Raw genomic sequence first — 16,332 nt, 5'->3', positions numbered from 1 at the left:
CGCCCGCCGCAGCAACGCAATTTGCAAGTTTCTGCGGCCACACACGGCTGAAACCGGCGAAAGTCAAATCTTTGCACATGCCGATCAGTCAGCCATTTCAGTGGCTTCGAAATTCTTCACGGGAGACAGACGATTGTCCAGTTCACCGGCGCTATGGTGGCGAATCCGCAGGCGATCAGCCAGACTGCCCACCGTAATGGGTTGACCCCTGCCATACCCCTCGATCACCAGTAGTGCCTGATGCTGCCGTGCTGCCAAGCCGACGCTTTTTGCCTCAGCCTCGCTGAACCCCGCTCATGATCGCGCCAATTGCGTGCTCACGATCGCCTGAAATCAGCGCTCACAATGGAATGAAATCGGCGCTCACGATCAGCGTGTGGTTCGGCGCGGCGCTATGACCCTGCTTCATGGTACGCTCCGCTGCTATTTCAAACGCTTACCAGTGTGACCCCACGCCGATCGGCGTCGGACCCCGGCGCCGATTCACAGCCGAACACACGATAGCACCTGACCACATGTCCGAACTCGAAAAATCTGCTTGCATCAAACGGGGCGTCCACACACGTTTGACACATTACGAAAACCCTCCCGATCACAGGCGATATTGCCTGTTCATCCGATGCCTATACGCCAGATGCTTGCTGGCGATGGACACGCCTCCTGGGAGAAGCGGCGGGGCGTTCGCCGCAGAATGAATGGAACACGTGCAGAGGGTAACTGACCGTGACTGCGGGAACAGAGAATCGGACGATGCGAGCAGCGGTGGTGACGGGACCCGGCGAACTCAACGTCGAGGTGGTCGCCCGGCCCATTGCTGGGCCGGGCGAGGTCCGCGTCAGGCTCGAAGGATGCGGCGTCTGCGCGTCGAACCTCACCCCCTGGGCAGGGCCGGAATGGATGGAGTTTCCGACCGAGGCGGGCGGCCTCGGCCATGAGGGCTGGGGCGTGGTCGACGCGCTCGGCGAAGGTGTGGACGGCGTCGAGGTGGGCGACCGCGTCGCCGCGTTGTTCTACAAAAGCTACGGCGAATACGATGTCGGCCCCGCCGAAAACGTCGTGAAGCTGCCCGATGCGCTGGCCGATACGCCGTTTCCGGGCGAGCCGATCGGCTGCGCCATGAACATCTTCCGCCGCTCCGGGATCCGGGCCGGCGAGACCGTCGCGATCATCGGCATCGGCTTTCTCGGCGCGATCCTGGCGCGCCTCGCCACACAGGCCGGCGCCCGCGTCATCGCCATTTCCCGCAGGCCCTTTTCGCTGGAGGTCGCGAAGGACATGGGCGCGGCGGAGACGATCGCCATGGAGGACCACTGGCAGATCATCGAACAGGTGCGGGCGCTGACCGGCGGCAGCTTCTGCGACCGCGTCATCGAGGCCGTCGGCAGGCAGTGGCCGCTCGACCTCGCCGCCGAGCTCACCCGCGAACGCGGCACGCTGATCGTTGCCGGCTACCATCAGGACGGGGCGCGGCAGGTCAACATGCAGCTGTGGAACTGGCGGGGCCTCGACGTGATCAACGCCCATGAGCGCGACCCGGCGATCTACATCCAAGGCATCCGAGACGCCGTCGCGGCGGTGGCGGACGGCCGGCTCGATCCCGCCCCGCTTTACACCCACCGCTTCGCGCTGGAGCAGTTGGGCGACGCACTGAACATGACCCGGGACCGGCCGGACGGCTTCATGAAGGCGCTGGTGACGTTCTGATGTCGCCGGGCGCAAGCCGCTGGACCGCATACAGCAGCTGCTGCTGTTCGTAGTCCGCTAAAGAAATCGTTGCGCCGCGCCTCTGTCCCGCAAACGTAACGCGCCCAGATGAAGAAGCATCGTTACTAACGAGCGCCCGATCCGCGGCGGCGTTGGCCATCCTCATCTTTCGTCTGCAGGCTTCGTCTGCAGCCAGATCGTGCGAGCGGGATTTCATCGACGTGCCTTGCGACTGCTCCATCGACCACGGCAGCAAGGGCCCCGCCATGGGCGAGGAGGCCTCTGCCGCAGCGGGGCGGCGGTACGGCATCGGGGCGGTCGGCCGCTCGAGCGCTGCGGTCGGTTCCATCCATTCCGCGATTTCTCATTGCCCAGCATGACGACTAGGAGGTCTGTTTGTCCCGCTATTTCGTGACCGGAGGCGCCGGCTTCATCGGACGCCAGGTCTGCCGCGAGCTTCTCGATCATGGCCATCAGGTCCGGGTTCTGGATGCGTTGATCGACCAGGTGCATGGCGGCGGCTCGGACATCGACGTGGGGGATGCCGAAATCCACCGAGGCGACGTGCGCGATGGCGATGCGGTACGAGCGGCGCTCGCAGGTGTGGACGGCGTCGTCCATCTCGCGGCCGAGGTCGGCGTCGGCCAGAGCATGTACGAGATCGAGCGCTATGTCAGCGCCAACGACGTCGGCACGGCGGTGCTCCTGCAGGAACTCATCGACCAGCCGGTGGAGCGGATCGTCGTCGCATCCTCGATGAGCGTCTATGGCGAGGGCCGCTACCGGACGCCGGACGGCCGCATCGTCGACGATGCCCGGCGCCGCCCCGAGGCGATCAAGGCGGGGCGCTTCGAGATCCTGTCGGACGACGGCGAGACGCTGGAGCCGGTCGCGACCGACGAGACCAAGCCGACGGATCTCGCCTCGATCTACGCGCTGACGAAATACGCCCAGGAACAGGCGGTGCTGATCTTCGGCAACGCCTACAGGACCGATGCCGTGGCGCTGCGCCTGTTCAACGTGTTCGGGCCGGGGCAGGCGCTGTCCAACCCCTATACAGGCGTTCTCGCCAACTTCTCCTCGCGCATCGCCAGCGGTCAGGCGCCGACGATCTTCGAGGACGGCCGGCAGCGTCGCGACTTCGTCCATGTGAACGACGTCGCGCGGGCCTTCCGTCTGGCGCTGGAGAAGCCGGAGGCCGTCGGGCAGACCATCAATGTCGGCAGCGGACGATCCTATTCCGTCACCGAAGTGGCCGAGAAGGTCGCCGAGGCGATGGGCAGCGACATCCGGCCCGAGATCACCGGAAAGTCCCGCACCGGCGACATCCGCAACTGCTTCTCCGACATCTCCAAGGCGCGCCGGCTTCTCGGCTTCGAGCCGCAGCGGAGCCTCGAGGATTCGCTTGGAGAACTCGCCGAGTGGGTGGCCTCCCAGGCCGTGACCGATCGCAACGAGGAAATGCGCCGGCATCTGGAAGCCCGGGGCCTCGTCGCATGACGAAGCCGGCAACGGACACGAAGACACAGGCTTTCGGTTTCGCGGAGTGGTTCCGGCCGGGAGAATACAAGCGCACGAGGGCGGCGCTGGACGGCATGGAGCGGGTCGGCACGCGCCACGTGCGCACCCACCTGTCCTGGGCCGAGTATCACGGGGAAGGGGGGCGGGAGTGGTACGACTGGCTGCTGCCCGAGATCGGCAAGCGCTTCGAACTCCTGCCCTGCATCCACTACACCCCGCCGTCGATCTCGCGCACCGGCACCTCGGCCGGCGCGCCGCACCGGCTGCAGGACTATGCCGATTTCGTCGACCATGTCCTGACCCGCTACGGCGAGCATTTCGAAGCCGTCGAGCTGTGGAACGAGCCGAACAACCTCCTCGACTGGGACTGGCGGGAGGATGCCGACTGGCAGCTGTTCTGCGAGATGGTCGGCGCCGCCGGCTACTGGGCCCGCGAGCGCGGCTTCAGGACGGTGCTTGGTGGCCCGTCGCCCTTCGATGCCCACTGGCTGCGGCTGATGGGCGAGCGCGGCGTCCTTGGCGTGATGTCGGCGGTCGGGTTGCACGGCTTTCCGGGCACCTGGGACAGCGAGGTCGGCACCTGGGGCGGCTGGGAGAACCTCACCCGGCAGATGCGCGAGATCCTCGCCGACTATAACCCGAACGCCGAGATCTGGATCACCGAGGCCGGCTATTCCACCTGGCGCCACGACGAAGCGGCGCAGGCGCAGAGTTTCCTTGATGCCTTGAACGCCTCTGCCGACCGGCTCTACTGGTATGGCTGGCAGGACATCGCCGATACGGTCGCGGTGCAGGAAGGGCTGCGCTTTGATGACCGGCACTATCATATGGGGGTCGTCGACCAGGACGGCCGCGACAAGCTGCTCGCCCGCCTCCTGGCCAAGGGCGGGCCAGAGGCCGTCGCCTCGACCTTGGCCCTGGCGGCACCGCATGTCGCCCGCGAGGCAAAGCCTATCGTCATCACCGGCGGGGCGGGCTTCATCGGCTGCAATCTCGCTGAGAGCTTTCTGGCGGAAGGCCGCGACGTCCTCCTCCTCGACAATCTGTCCCGCCCCGGCGTCGAGACCAACCTCGACTGGCTGAAGGAGCGTCATGGCGAGCGGGCCGGCTGGATCCCCGTCGATCTTCGCGATGCCATGGCGCTGCATGACGTGGTGCGGGACGCCGAGGCAGTGTTCCATCTGGCCGCGCAGGTGGCCGTCACCACCAGCCTCGACGCGCCGGTGGAGGATTTCGAGGTCAACGCCCGTGGTACGCTGAACGTCCTGGAGGCGGTGCGCCGCTCCGGCCGTAAGACGCCGGTGATCTTCGCCTCGACCAATAAGGTCTACGGCAATCTCGCCGACCTTGCGCTGGTCGACAGCGGCGACCGCTACGTGCCGAGCGACAACGAGATCGCCGCCCACGGCGTCGGCGAAACCCGGAACCTCGATTTCTGCACCCCCTATGGCTGCTCCAAGGGCGTCGCCGACCAGTATGTCCTCGACTACGGCAAGTCCTACGGCCTGCCGACGGCGGTCCTCAGGATGAGCTGCATCTACGGCCCGCGCCAGTTCGGCACGGAGGACCAGGGCTGGGTCGCGCATTTCCTGATCCGGGCGCTCAATGGCGAGGAGATCGTCATCTATGGCGACGGCAAGCAGGTGCGCGACATCCTGCATGTCGCCGACGCCGTCGCCGCCTATCGGACGCTGCTGTCGAACATCGACGCGGTCAAAGGCCAGGCCTTCAATCTCGGCGGCGGGCTGGCCAATGCCGTCAGCCTGCGTGTCCTCCTGCGCGAGATCGGCGAGATGCTCGGCCACGAGGTGGCGATCCGCCATGCCGAGACGCGCCAGGGCGACCAGGGCTACTTCGTCGCCGATACCCGCAAGCTGTCCGAGGCCACCGGCTGGCGGGCGAAGACCGGCTGGCGCGACGGCGTGCGCGATTTGAATGGCTGGCTCTCCACCTGGAACGGGCCGGCAGCCGGTGCATTCGAGGGAACGGCGCAGCCGCTGCTCGAAAGGCTGCGGGCATGAACGGCGGCAGCTCCCGGGCGCCGTTCGGGCCCGTCCCGCGTTGCCTGCGAGCTGCCACTCCTTGCCCGCCTGACCTGGTTCCTCGCGTACTGGAGGTGCTCCGATGATCCCGAACCGCGTTATGATGACCACAGATGCCGTCGGCGGCGTGTGGCGCTACTCCGTCGACCTCGCCGGGTCCCTGAACGAGGCCGGCATCGAGGTGGTGCTCGCCTGTCTCGGGCCTGCTCCCTCGGAGGACAAGCGCCGGGAGGTGGAGGCGCTGAAGGCGACGCGGCTCGTGGCGCTTGACCTGCCGCTCGACTGGATGGCCGACGGGCCGGAGGCGCTGGACGGTGTACCTTCGCGCCTCGTCGCCCTCGCGGACGAGACCGGCGCCGACCTCCTGCATCTCAACCTGCCGTCCCAGGCGGCCGGAATGGAGACGGCCAGGCCGGTGGTCGTCGTCTCGCATTCCTGCGTCGTGACATGGTGGGCGGCGATGCGGGGTGAGCCGCTGCCATCCGAATGGACTTGGCAGCGCGATCTGAACGAGGCCGGCTTTGCCCGCGCCGACGCCGTGATTGCGCCGTCGAGGGCCCATGCGGCGGCGCTCGGCGCGGCCTATGCGAGCACCAGGCCGGTGCGGACGGTGCCGAATGCGATCACGCCGCCGGCTCAGAAGCGGCGCTCGCCGAAGCAGCCCTTCGTGTTCGCCGCCGCGCGCTGGTGGGACGAGAGCAAGAACGCGGCGCTGCTCGACGCGGTGGCAGTGGAAATTTCCTGGCCGGTGAAGGCGGCTGGCGCTTGCCGCGGCGACAACGGCCAGAGTTTCGCCTTCGCCCACGCCGCGGCGCTTGGCGAACGGCCCTTCGCCGAGACGAAGGCGCTGATGGCAGCGGCCGGCATCTTCGTCTCCCCCTCGCTCTACGAGCCTTTCGGTCTTGCCGTCCTCGAGGCCGCGACCGCCGGCGCGGCGCTGGTTCTTGCCGACAACGCCACTTATCGCGAGCTGTGGGGCGGGGCGGCCCGCTTTGCCGATCCGCGCGATCCCGCGGCCTTTGCCCGCGAGGTCGAGGCCCTCGCCAACGACACCGCAGCCCGCTCGCTGCTCGGTGCGCTGGCCGAGGAGCGAGCGCAGCGCTTCACCCCGGCTCGCCAGCTGGACGTGTTGTTCGCCGCCTATCGCACAGCCGCGGTCGATCGCTCAGGCCTCTCTCTCGGTGCGGCACAGGCCGCCGAGTGACCATGCGCTTCATCTTCTACACCCACTCCCTCGTCTCCGACTGGAACCACGGCAATGCGCATTTCCTGCGCGGCGTCATGCGTGACCTCGTCGCGCGGGGGCACGAGGCCCTGGCGCTGGAGCCGGAGGACGGCTGGAGCCGGGCCAACCTCCTCGACAGCCAGGGGCCGGCGGCGGTCGATCGCTTCGATCTCGATTTTCCCGAACTCGCGAGCCGCTCCTATGGCGAAGACTTCGGCCACGAGGCGGCGCTCGACGGGGCCGACGTCGTCGTGGTGCACGAATGGACCGATCCGGCCCTGGTCAAGCGGATCGGCGACGTCCGCCGCAACGGCGGCCGGTTCCTGCTGCTCTTCCACGATACCCATCACCGCGCGGTCTCCGACGAAGAGGCGATCGCCGAAATGGCGCTGGCGGACTATGACGGCGTCCTCGCCTTCGGCGAGACGCTGCGCCGGCGCTATCAGGATCGCGGCTGGGGCCGGCAGGTCGTCACCTGGCACGAGGCCGCCGACGACCGGCTGTTCCACCCGATCGAGGCGGAAAAGACCGCCGATCTGGTCTGGATCGGCAATTGGGGCGATGGCGAGCGCACCGAGGAACTCCGCCGCTTCCTGATCGAGCCTGTGAAGGATCTGCAGCTCTCCGGCAGCGTCCATGGCGTGCGCTATCCCGAGCCGGCGCTGGCGGCGCTGGCCGATGCCGGCCTCGCCTATCACGGCTGGATCGCCAATGCGGACGTGCCGGCCGCCTTCGCGCGGCACAAGGTGACCGTGCATGTGCCGCGCCGCCCTTACGTCGAGGCGCTGCCGGGGATTCCGACGATCCGGCCGTTCGAGGCGATGGCCTGCGGCATCCCGTTGGTTTCGGCGCCGTGGCGCGACGAGGAGGGCCTGTTCCGCGCCGGCACCGACTATCTGGTCGCCGAAGACGGCGACGCGATGCGGGCGCAGCTCCGCCGCGTGCTCAACGACCCCGATCTCGCAGCGTCCCTCGCGGCCGCCGGCCTCGATACGATCCGCGCCCGCCACACCTGCCGCCACCGCGTCGACGAGCTTCTCCAGACCATCGAGCGCCTCGGCGTGCCCGGCAACACCGTGAAGGAAGCCGCCCAATGAAGATCGCCTTCTACGGCTCCAGCCTCCTGTCCTCCTACTGGAACGGTGCCGCCACCTATTATCGCGGCCTTCTGCGGGCGCTCGCCGCGCGCGGCCACGACATCACATTCTATGAGCCCGACGCCTACGGGCGACAGGAGAACCGCGACATCGAGCCGCCGGAGTGGGCCAAGGTCGTGGTCTGGAAGGCGACGCCGGAGGCGCTCCGCGAGGCGGCGGCCGAAGCAGCCGGTGCCGACGTCGTAGTCAAGGCATCCGGCGTCGGCTACGAGGACGACGCGCTGCTGGACGCCGTGCTCGGCGCGGCGCGCGCCGACGCCGTCCGGATCTTCTGGGATGTCGACGCGCCGGCGACACTCGCCGAATTGCGCGAGAAGCCTGACCATCCGAGCCACCGCCAGCTCGACAAGCTCGACCTCGTCCTCACCTATGGCGGTGGCGACCCAGTGGTCGAGGCCTATCGCGCCCTTGGCGCAAGAGCCTGCGTACCGATCTACAACGCGCTCGATCCTGAGACCCATCATCCGGTGCCGCGCGACGAGCGCTTCGCCGCTAGCCTCGGCTTTCTCGGCAACCGCCTGCCGGACCGCGAGGCGCGGGTCGAGCAGTTCTTCCTGGAGCCGGCGGCGCGGCTGCCGGAGGCGTCCTTCCTCCTCGGCGGCTCCGGCTGGGGCGACCGGCCGCTGCCCTCGAACGTTCGGGCGATCGGCCATGTCGGCACGCGCGACCACAACGCCTTCAACGTCACGCCCAAGGCGGTGCTCAACATCAACCGCGCCAGCATGGCCGAGATCGGCTTCTCGCCGCCGACCCGCGTCTTCGAGGCGGCGGGCGCGGGCGCCTGCCTGATCACCGACGAGTGGCCGGGCATCGACCAGTTCCTGAAGCCTGGCGAGGAAGTGGTTGTCGCCCGCGACGGCACCGACGTCCTCGACATCATGGCAGAGCTCTCCGAGGAGCGCGCCGCAGCGATCGGTGCGGCGGGCCTCGCTCGGGTGCTCGCCGAACACACCTACGAGCAGCGCGCGGTCCTCGTCGACGCGCTGCTTGCGAACACCCTGGCGAAGAAGCGCGCGGGAGCGGCGGCATGAGGCAGGCTCCGCTCGACATCGTCTTCGTCGGCCTGTCGCTCTCCTCCTCCTGGGGGAACGGCCACGCGACGACCTTCCGCTCGCTTCTCAAGGGGTTGAACGCGCTCGGCCACCGCGTCCTGTTCCTGGAGCGCGACAAGCCCTGGTATGCCGCGAACCGCGACTTGCCGGAACCGGATTTCTGCGAACTGCGCCTCTATGATTCGGTCGAGGAACTGGCGACCACCTATCGCCGCCAGATCGCCGCGGCGGATGCGGTGATCGTCGGCTCCTACGTGCCGGAGGGTGTTGAGGTCATCGACCAGCTGCTGGCGATCGCGCCCGGCCGCGTCGGCTTCTACGACATCGACACCCCGGTGACCCTTGCCCGACTGAAACGCGGCGACGAGGAATATCTCGCTGCCAGGCAGATCCCCAAGTTCTCGACATATTTTTCCTTCACCGGCGGCCCGACCCTTGCCCGCCTCGAGACGGAGTTCGAGGCGCGGAACGCCAGGGCGCTCTACTGTTCGGTCGAGGCGGAAAAGTACCGGCACTCCGGCGCGGAGCCGGTCTGGGATCTCGGCTATCTCGGCACCTACAGCCCCGACCGCCAGCCGACGCTGGAGCGGCTGTTGATCGAGCCGGCGCGGCGCCTGCCGGAGAAACGCTTCGTCGTCGCCGGGCCGCAATATCCGGGCACGATCGACTGGCCGGAGAATGTCGAGCGGATCGACCATCTGCCGCCGGCCGAGCATGCCGACTTCTACAGCCGCCAGCGCTTCACCCTCAACGTCACGCGGGCCGACATGATCGCCGCCGGCTGGTCGCCGAGCGTCCGGCTGTTCGAAGCCGCCGCCGTCGGCGTGCCGATCATCAGCGATGCCTGGGACGGCCTCGGGGAACTTCTGCCCGAGGGCGAGGCGATCCTCATCGCCCGTGGAACCGAGGCGGTGGTCGAAGCGCTGAGTGCAGCAGGAGCAGCCGATCGCCAGCGGCTCGCGGCAACGGCGCAGGAGATCGTACTTGCCGGCCATACGGGGCTCGCAAGGGCCGGGGAGCTGGTCACCGCGCTCGCCGTCCATTCGCCGAGGCAACTCGCCTCGGCCGGCCTGTCCTAGGGAGGCCCTTTCCGGTGTTGCACGGTTTTGCGTATCACAAGAAGGAGGTGACGGGATGAAGCGTCAAGACTTCACCGCCGGTGCTGCCATAAAGCGGATCCTCGTTGCGGGAGGAGCGGGTTTCCTCGGCTCGCATCTCTGCGAAGAGTTGGTCGCACAGGGACACCACGTCACCTGCCTCGACAATCTGGAAACGGGTTCGCTGAAGAATGTCGAGGCGCTGACCGGGAGCAATCGCTTCACACTCCTGAAGCAGGACGTCTGCGATCCGCTGCCCGACCATCTGAGAGTCCAGGAGATCTACAATCTCGCCTGCGCCGCCTCGCCGCCCCATTATCAGGCCGATCCGATCCACACGATGATGACCTGCGTCGTCGGCACCAACAACCTCCTCGGCCTCGCCGAAAGATGCGAGGCCCGCTTCCTGCAGGCGTCGACCAGCGAGGTCTATGGCGATCCCGAACAGCATCCGCAGACGGAGGCCTATTGGGGACATGTCAATCCGACGGGGCCTCGAGCCTGCTACGACGAGGGCAAGCGCGCGGCCGAGACTCTGTGTTTCGACTATCTGCGGATGGGCAGAGCGGATGTCCGCGTCGTGCGGATCTTCAACACCTACGGCCCGCGCATGCGGCCCGACGACGGGCGGATCATCTCCAACCTCGTCTGCCAGGCGCTTGCCGGCGAGCCACTGACGATCTACGGCACGGGCGAGCAGACGCGCTCCTTCTGCTATGCGTCCGACCTGATCCGCGGCCTCCTGCAGATGATGGCGGCGAAGGACAATCCAGGCGCGCCGGTCAATTTCGGCAATCCCGGCGAGTTCACCATCAACGAGCTTGCCCACCTCGTCCTGAAGATCACCGGCTCGCCTTCAAAGATCAGCCTGCATCCCCTGCCGGTCGACGATCCCCAGCGGCGGCGTCCGGATATCGGCCGGGCCCACCAACTGTTCGGCTGGAAGCCGGAGATCGCGCTGGTCGAGGGGCTCGGACCGACGATCGAGTGGTTCGCGCGCGAACTCCGCAAGGGCGCCCGCGCCACCATCGACGGAGCCCGTCGCGCCCACGAGGCGGCACGGCTCCAGCCCGAACCGGTCGCCGTCCAGCGGCACTAGGGTATGATCGCGAAAAGCGGGAACCGGCTTTCGGAAAGAGCTCATGCGGAAACGGAATGGGAGAGCAAGATGACGAGCGGAGCTCATCACATCCCGCTCTAGAGGGTTCGCGCCCAGCGGCGACGGGGGCTGCTTCCCGCTCACCGCCCTGAAACACCCGAATAAAGCGCGGCCCGCTGGCACGATTGGAGCGGGCTGTCGCGGAAAGGACGAACAGCATGAACGAGGCAGCCGCGACGACCGGCCTTGAAAGCCGTATCCGGGCGCTCGGCCCCTGGTTTCACAATCTCGATCTCGGCGGGATCAGAACCGCGCCGGAGCATTTCCTCGGCGACTATCCGAACTTCAAATGGCAGCACTTCCGCCATCTCGTGCCCGAGGATATGAGCGGGCGAACGGTGCTCGACATCGGCTGCAATGCCGGCTTCTATTCACTGGAGATGAAGCGGCGTAGGGCGGAACGGGTCGTCGGGATCGATTCCGACCCGCGCTATCTCGCCCAAGCCCGGCTCGCCGCGGAAATCGCCGGACACGACATCGAGTTTCGTCAGCTCTCGGTCTACGAGGTCGGGGCCCTGAAGGAGAAATTCGACTTCGTCATCTTCATGGGGGTGCTCTACCACTTGCGCCATCCGCTCTTGGCGCTCGACCTTCTCCACGAGACCGTCGTCGGCGGGGATCTCCTGTTCCAGTCGATGCTGAGGGGAAGCAACCGTGTCGCCGACCTCGCGCCGGACTATCCGTTCGAGCAGGAGGCGGTGTTCGAGCAGGAGGGCTATCCGCGCATGGTGTTCGTCGAGAATAACTATGCCGGCGACCCGACCAACTGGTGGATCCCGAACCGGGCGGGCATGGAGGCGATGCTCCGCAGCGCGGGGTTCGAGATCGTCGATGCGACGGATGACGAAGTCTATCTTTGCCACAGGGGCGGCGAGGTTGCGTGGTCGCTCCACTCCCCGCAGCCCGCCTTTCTTTGAGAGAAGCCGCAAGTCGAGCGCCCGGTTTCTGGCTCAATTTCATCAAGGCAGAAGCCGCCCGAGGCTATCTGCAATCGACAAGCTCGCTTTGGGTCTTGTGCCGATCGCACCATAGCGATCGGGACGCGTGACGTGCCTCCAGGAATTCGGACCGTTTTGGGCTGGAATTTTCCACTTATGATCCCGGGATCGGGACGAGGAGAATTCCATGAAGAAGTCGAAGTTCACCGAGGCGCAGATCGCCTTTGTGTTGAAGCAGGCCGATGAGGGGACGGCCGTGGCCGAGGTCTGCCGCAAAGCCGGGATTTCGGACGCGACCTTTTACAATTGGCGCAAGCGCTATGGGGGCATGATGCCGTCCGAGGTGAAGAAGCTGCGCCAGCTCGAGGAGGAGAACGGCAAGCTGAAGCGGCTCGTCGCGGACTTGTCTCTCGATAAGGCCATGCTGCAGAACGTGCTGTCAAAAAAGCCCTGAGGCCTGCTCGCAGGCGTCGGTTGGTGGACGAGGTCAGAGCGGCCTGGAAGGTCTCGGTCAGGCAGACCTGCTCGTCCTACAGGTCGATCGGTCCCTCTACACCTACCAATCCCGGCGCGGCGACCAGGCCGCTCTCAAACAGCGCATCAAGGAGATCGCCGAAACGCGGGTGGGATACGGCTATCGCCGTGTCCACGTCTTGCTGCGGCGGGAGGGCTGGGCCGTGAACCCGAAGCGAATCTACCGACTTTACAAGGAGATGGGCCTTCAGCTGAGGAACAAGGTCCCGAAGCGGCGGGTGAAGGCCAGTTTGCGGGACGACCGCACGGTGGCGACTCATTCCAACCAGACCTGGGCGATGGCTCGCAACGGGCCGCAAGCTGCGCATTCTAACGATCGTCGACACCTTCTCGCGCTTCTCGCCGGCAACCGATCCCCGTTTCAGCTATCGCGGAGAAGACGTCGTGCAGGCACTGGAACGGATCTGCTCGAAGGTCGGCTATCCCAAGTCGATCCGGGTCGACCAGGGCTCAGAGTTCATCTCCCGCGACCTCGATCTATGGGCCTACCAGAAGGACGTCATTCTTGACTTTTCCCGCCCCGGCAAGCCGACGGACAACGCGTTCATCGAGTCATTCAACGGCAAATTCCGGCCAGAATGCCTGAACACCCACTGGTTCATGAGCCTTGACGACGCCCGCGCCAAGATGGAGGCTTGGCGTAGAGACTATAACGAGATCCGCCCGCACAGCGCGATCGGCCATAAGACCCCGATCGAGTTGATGAACTGCTCAGGAGACGGTGCGCCGGCTTGAGCAAAACCCCCGGAAATTCTCCAGCCGGGCGGTCCAAAGGCGGGGGGCACGTCAGTCAAGGCAGGCAGCGGCGGGCCGACCTTCGCGATGCTGAACTATCCTGCGGAACTGCCGGCAGGCGAGAGCACCGGAACCCTGATCGGCTCGAAGAGCATGCAGGTGTTCCTCGGCAACTATGGCGCCAGGGGACTGGTCGTCGTCGATCCCGTCGACGCGCCGCATTTCCGCTACGTCGAACTGCCCTTCCGGCGCATCGACTTTGCCCTCGACCCGGCCAATGCCCGCTTCGGCTACGTCCTGACCGAGGATGGAACGCTCCACAAGCTCGACGTCCTGAAGGCCGAGGTGACCGACAGCGCCAAGGTCACTGAACCTTATTCCATGGACGGGCACTGGAACGATCCCCGTCCGCGCCTTGCCATGGCCGGCGACGAGATCTTGATGAGCGATCCGAAGGCCGGCCTGGTGCGCCGGATCGCCAAGGATACGCTGGAGGAAGCCGGCACGATCGCCATTGCGGGCAAGCCCTACAACATCGCGGTCGTCGGCGGCAGCGGCGTCGTCCATGACGAGGCGGCGGAGAGCCATGCCCATGGCCATGCGAGCGCCGACCACACCCACAGCGATGGCGATCCGCAGATCTACAAGGGCTATTTCGAGGATAGCCAGATCGCCGACCGTCCCCTGTCGGACTATGCCGGCGACTGGCAGTCGGTCTATCTCTACCTTCAGGACGGCACGCTGGATCCGGTGTGGGACCATAAGGCCGAGGCCGGCACGATGAGCGCCGCGGAATACCGGGCCGAGTACGAGACCGGCAACCGCACCGACGTTGAACGGATCACCATCGAGGGCGACGCGGTCACCTTCTACAAGAGCGGCAAGCCGCTCTCGGCCCGCTACACCTACGATGGCTACGAGGTGCTGACCTACAAGAAGGGCAATCGCGGCGTCCGCTTCATCTTCGAGAAGACCGATGGCGACGCCGAGGCTCCGCAGTTCATCCAGTTCAGCGACCACAGGATCGCGCCGCAGAAGGCCGATCACTACCATCTCTACCGGGGCGACGATCGCGCAGCTCTGCTGGAGGAGGTCACGAACTGGCCGACCTACTATCCCTCCGCCCTCGCTGCCGACCAGATCGTCGACGAGATGAAGGCGCACTGAGCGCTCTCACACTGCAAACACCATCGCCCGGCCAATCTGGGCCGGGCATGCCGTCCCTCATCTTTCCAGCGAACGAGGATCGCCATCAGCGAGATGCCCCGTTCCGTCCGCCGCCTCCCAGTCACCGTGCTCTCCGGTGTCCTTGGGGCCGGCAAGACGACGCTCCTCAACCACGTTCTCAACAACCGCGAAGGGCGGCGCGTCGCGGTCATCGTCAACGACATGAGCGGGGTCAACATCGACGCCGCGCTCGTTCGCGACGGCGGCGCCAACCTGTCGCAGACCGAGGAGCAGCTAGTCGAGATGACGAACGAACTACACATCGATCTCTGCGCGATTTCGTTGGCTATGGGAGAGCGCTCATAATTCCTCGAACAGCATGATCAGCCATCGAGCCACGAGCGCAGGCTTCTCGACCCCTTCGATCTCGACAACGGCGTCAATTAACAATTTCCATCACCTGTCATTCTTCTTCACGCGATCCTGCAGGACGAAGCGCCCGCGGACACGTTTGCCGGTGCGCACCGGCGTAATGAAGCGGAGCGAGTCAAAGCCGTAGTTGATGGACATCGACGCCCCAGAAATTTCGCCGACCGCCTCATAGAAGAAGACCGAAAGCAGCGAGAGGGGCAGGAATCCGTGAGCGATCGTGCCGCCGAAGGGCGTTGCGGCCGCTCGCTCGGGATCGGTGTGGATGAACTGGAAGTCCTCCGTCAGCCTAGCGAAGTCGGAGACTCGCTCCTGGTCGACGGCGTGCCATGCGGAGACGCCGAGTTCCCGGCCGATCAGCGAACCGAGATCTTCGAGCGAATATCGTTTGTCCGGCATCAAAGAACCTCGAACAGTCCCGCCGCCCCCATTCCGCCGCCGACACACATGGTGACGACGACCCGTTTCGCGCCGCGGCGCTTGCCCTCGATGAGCGCATGGCCGACCATCCGGGCACCGGACATCCCATAGGGGTGACCGATCGAGATCGCGCCACCGTCGACGTTCAGCCGCTCGTCCGGGATGCCCAGCCGGTCGCGGCAATAGAGAACCTGCACGGCGAAGGCCTCGTTGAGCTCCCACAGGTCGATATCGCCGATCGCAAGACCGAAGCGTTCCAGAAGTTTCGGGACGGCGAAGACCGGGCCGATCCCCATCTCGTCCGGCTTCGTCCCGGCGACGGCGATGCCGACGTAGCGGCCGAGCGGTTGGAGACCGCGACGCTCCGCCTGGCTGGCCTCCATGACAATGCAGGCCGACGCACCGTCGGACAGCTGGCTGGCATTGCCGGCGGTGACGACGCCCCCCTCGCGCACGGTCTTGAGCCCGGCAAGTCCCTCGGCGGTCGTCTCCGGCCGGTTGCCCTCGTCGCGGGACAGCGTCACCTCGCGTTGCGACGTCTCTCCCGAAGCCTTGTCGATCACCGTCATCGTGGCGGTGACGGGGACGATCTCGTCGTCGAACCGGCCTGCTTCCTGCGCCTCCGCCGTCCGTCGCTGGGAGGAAAGGGCGTAGGCATCCTGGCGGTCACGGCCGATGCCATATCGCTTCGCCACCACCTCGGCGGTGTCGATCATCGGCATGAACATGTCGTCATGCATGGCGACGAGTTCGGGATCCATGTCGACGCGTAACGCATCCGTCTGAACCATCGAGATCGATTCCACCCCGCCCGCGAGGACCACGTCCATGCGGTCGACGATGACCTGCTTGGCCGCCGTCGCGATTGCCATCAGCCCGGAGGAGCACTGGCGATCGAGCGTCATGCCGGGCACGGTTTCCGGCAGCCCGGCACGCACGGCCGCCATGCGGCCGATCGTGTGCTGGAAGCCCTGCGGCAGCGCCGAGCCGATCAGACAATCGTCAATTTCTGCGCCATCGAGACCCGCACGCTCGACAGCAGCGCGAATGGCGTGCGCTGCCAGTGTCGGGGCCGGCGTGGCATTGAAGGCGCCGCGATAGGCCTTGCCGATCGGCGTGCGGGCGGTCGAGACGATCACGGCATCACGCATG

Annotated in this window: 11 protein-coding genes and 3 pseudogenes; 12 read left to right on the top strand and 2 right to left on the bottom strand. The window is 66.3% G+C overall.

Annotated elements, in window-relative coordinates; translation table 11 throughout:
- Window positions 1-750 precede the first annotated feature (750 nt).
- From GTK09_RS23335 to GTK09_RS23280, 12 genes and pseudogenes are all read left to right on the top strand, one after another.
- Window positions 751-1,704 (top strand): MDR/zinc-dependent alcohol dehydrogenase-like family protein, encoded by a 954-nt coding sequence (locus GTK09_RS23335; protein WP_163465813.1) that lies wholly within the window; start codon window positions 751-753, stop codon window positions 1,702-1,704.
- 396 nt (window positions 1,705-2,100) lie between these two features.
- Window positions 2,101-3,204: an NAD-dependent epimerase/dehydratase family protein gene (locus GTK09_RS23330; RefSeq protein ID WP_163465812.1), complete on the top strand. Its 1,104-nt coding sequence runs from the start codon at window positions 2,101-2,103 to the stop codon at window positions 3,202-3,204.
- Window positions 3,201-5,246: an NAD-dependent epimerase/dehydratase family protein gene (locus tag GTK09_RS23325; RefSeq protein WP_163465811.1), complete on the top strand. Its 2,046-nt coding sequence runs from the start codon at window positions 3,201-3,203 to the stop codon at window positions 5,244-5,246. The genes GTK09_RS23330 and GTK09_RS23325 overlap by 4 nt, the downstream gene beginning before the upstream one ends.
- A gap of 124 nt (window positions 5,247-5,370) precedes the next feature.
- Complete coding sequence (locus GTK09_RS23320) at window positions 5,371-6,471, top strand: glycosyltransferase family 4 protein (protein ID WP_376768046.1); 1,101 nt, start codon at window positions 5,371-5,373, stop codon at window positions 6,469-6,471.
- A gap of 2 nt (window positions 6,472-6,473) precedes the next feature.
- Window positions 6,474-7,589, top strand: a complete 1,116-nt coding sequence (locus GTK09_RS23315; RefSeq protein ID WP_163465809.1) for a CgeB family protein — start codon at window positions 6,474-6,476, stop codon at window positions 7,587-7,589.
- Entirely contained in the window at window positions 7,586-8,680 is a 1,095-nt protein-coding gene (locus tag GTK09_RS23310) for a CgeB family protein (RefSeq protein WP_163465808.1), read from the top strand. Before GTK09_RS23315 ends, GTK09_RS23310 begins: the two co-directional genes overlap by 4 nt.
- Complete coding sequence (locus GTK09_RS23305) at window positions 8,677-9,780, top strand: CgeB family protein (protein ID WP_163465807.1); 1,104 nt, start codon at window positions 8,677-8,679, stop codon at window positions 9,778-9,780. Before GTK09_RS23310 ends, GTK09_RS23305 begins: the two co-directional genes overlap by 4 nt.
- Before the next feature lie 55 nt (window positions 9,781-9,835).
- Window positions 9,836-10,897, top strand: coding sequence for a UDP-glucuronic acid decarboxylase family protein (locus tag GTK09_RS23300; protein WP_163465806.1), 1,062 nt, complete (start codon window positions 9,836-9,838; stop codon window positions 10,895-10,897).
- A gap of 218 nt (window positions 10,898-11,115) precedes the next feature.
- Complete coding sequence (locus GTK09_RS23295) at window positions 11,116-11,874, top strand: TIGR04290 family methyltransferase (RefSeq protein ID WP_163465805.1); 759 nt, start codon at window positions 11,116-11,118, stop codon at window positions 11,872-11,874.
- A 208-nt stretch (window positions 11,875-12,082) separates the two neighbouring features.
- Window positions 12,083-13,164 (top strand): annotated as a pseudogene (locus tag GTK09_RS23290) (IS3 family transposase).
- Between the two features lie 474 nt (window positions 13,165-13,638).
- Complete coding sequence (locus GTK09_RS23285; RefSeq protein WP_376768045.1) at window positions 13,639-14,331, top strand: ZinT family metal-binding protein; 693 nt, start codon at window positions 13,639-13,641, stop codon at window positions 14,329-14,331.
- A gap of 93 nt (window positions 14,332-14,424) precedes the next feature.
- Window positions 14,425-14,643: pseudogene (locus tag GTK09_RS23280) on the top strand (GTP-binding protein); the annotation flags it as partial.
- 48 nt (window positions 14,644-14,691) lie between these two features.
- Here GTK09_RS23280 and GTK09_RS23275 read toward each other — a convergent pair.
- Window positions 14,692-15,159 (bottom strand): annotated as a pseudogene (locus GTK09_RS23275) (MaoC family dehydratase).
- A complete protein-coding gene (locus GTK09_RS23270) occupies window positions 15,159-16,331 on the bottom strand; it encodes an acetyl-CoA C-acyltransferase (RefSeq protein ID WP_163465803.1) in 1,173 nt (390 codons plus the stop codon). Before GTK09_RS23270 ends, GTK09_RS23275 begins: the two are co-directional and overlap by 1 nt.
- Between the last annotated feature and the right edge of the window lies 1 nt (window position 16,332).

The organism is Jiella pacifica, assembly GCF_010500815.1.
GTDB classification, from domain to species: domain Bacteria; phylum Pseudomonadota; class Alphaproteobacteria; order Rhizobiales; family Rhizobiaceae; genus Jiella; species Jiella pacifica.
Note: the sequence above shows the minus strand (reverse complement) of the source record. Positions and strands in the feature narration are given on the sequence as shown.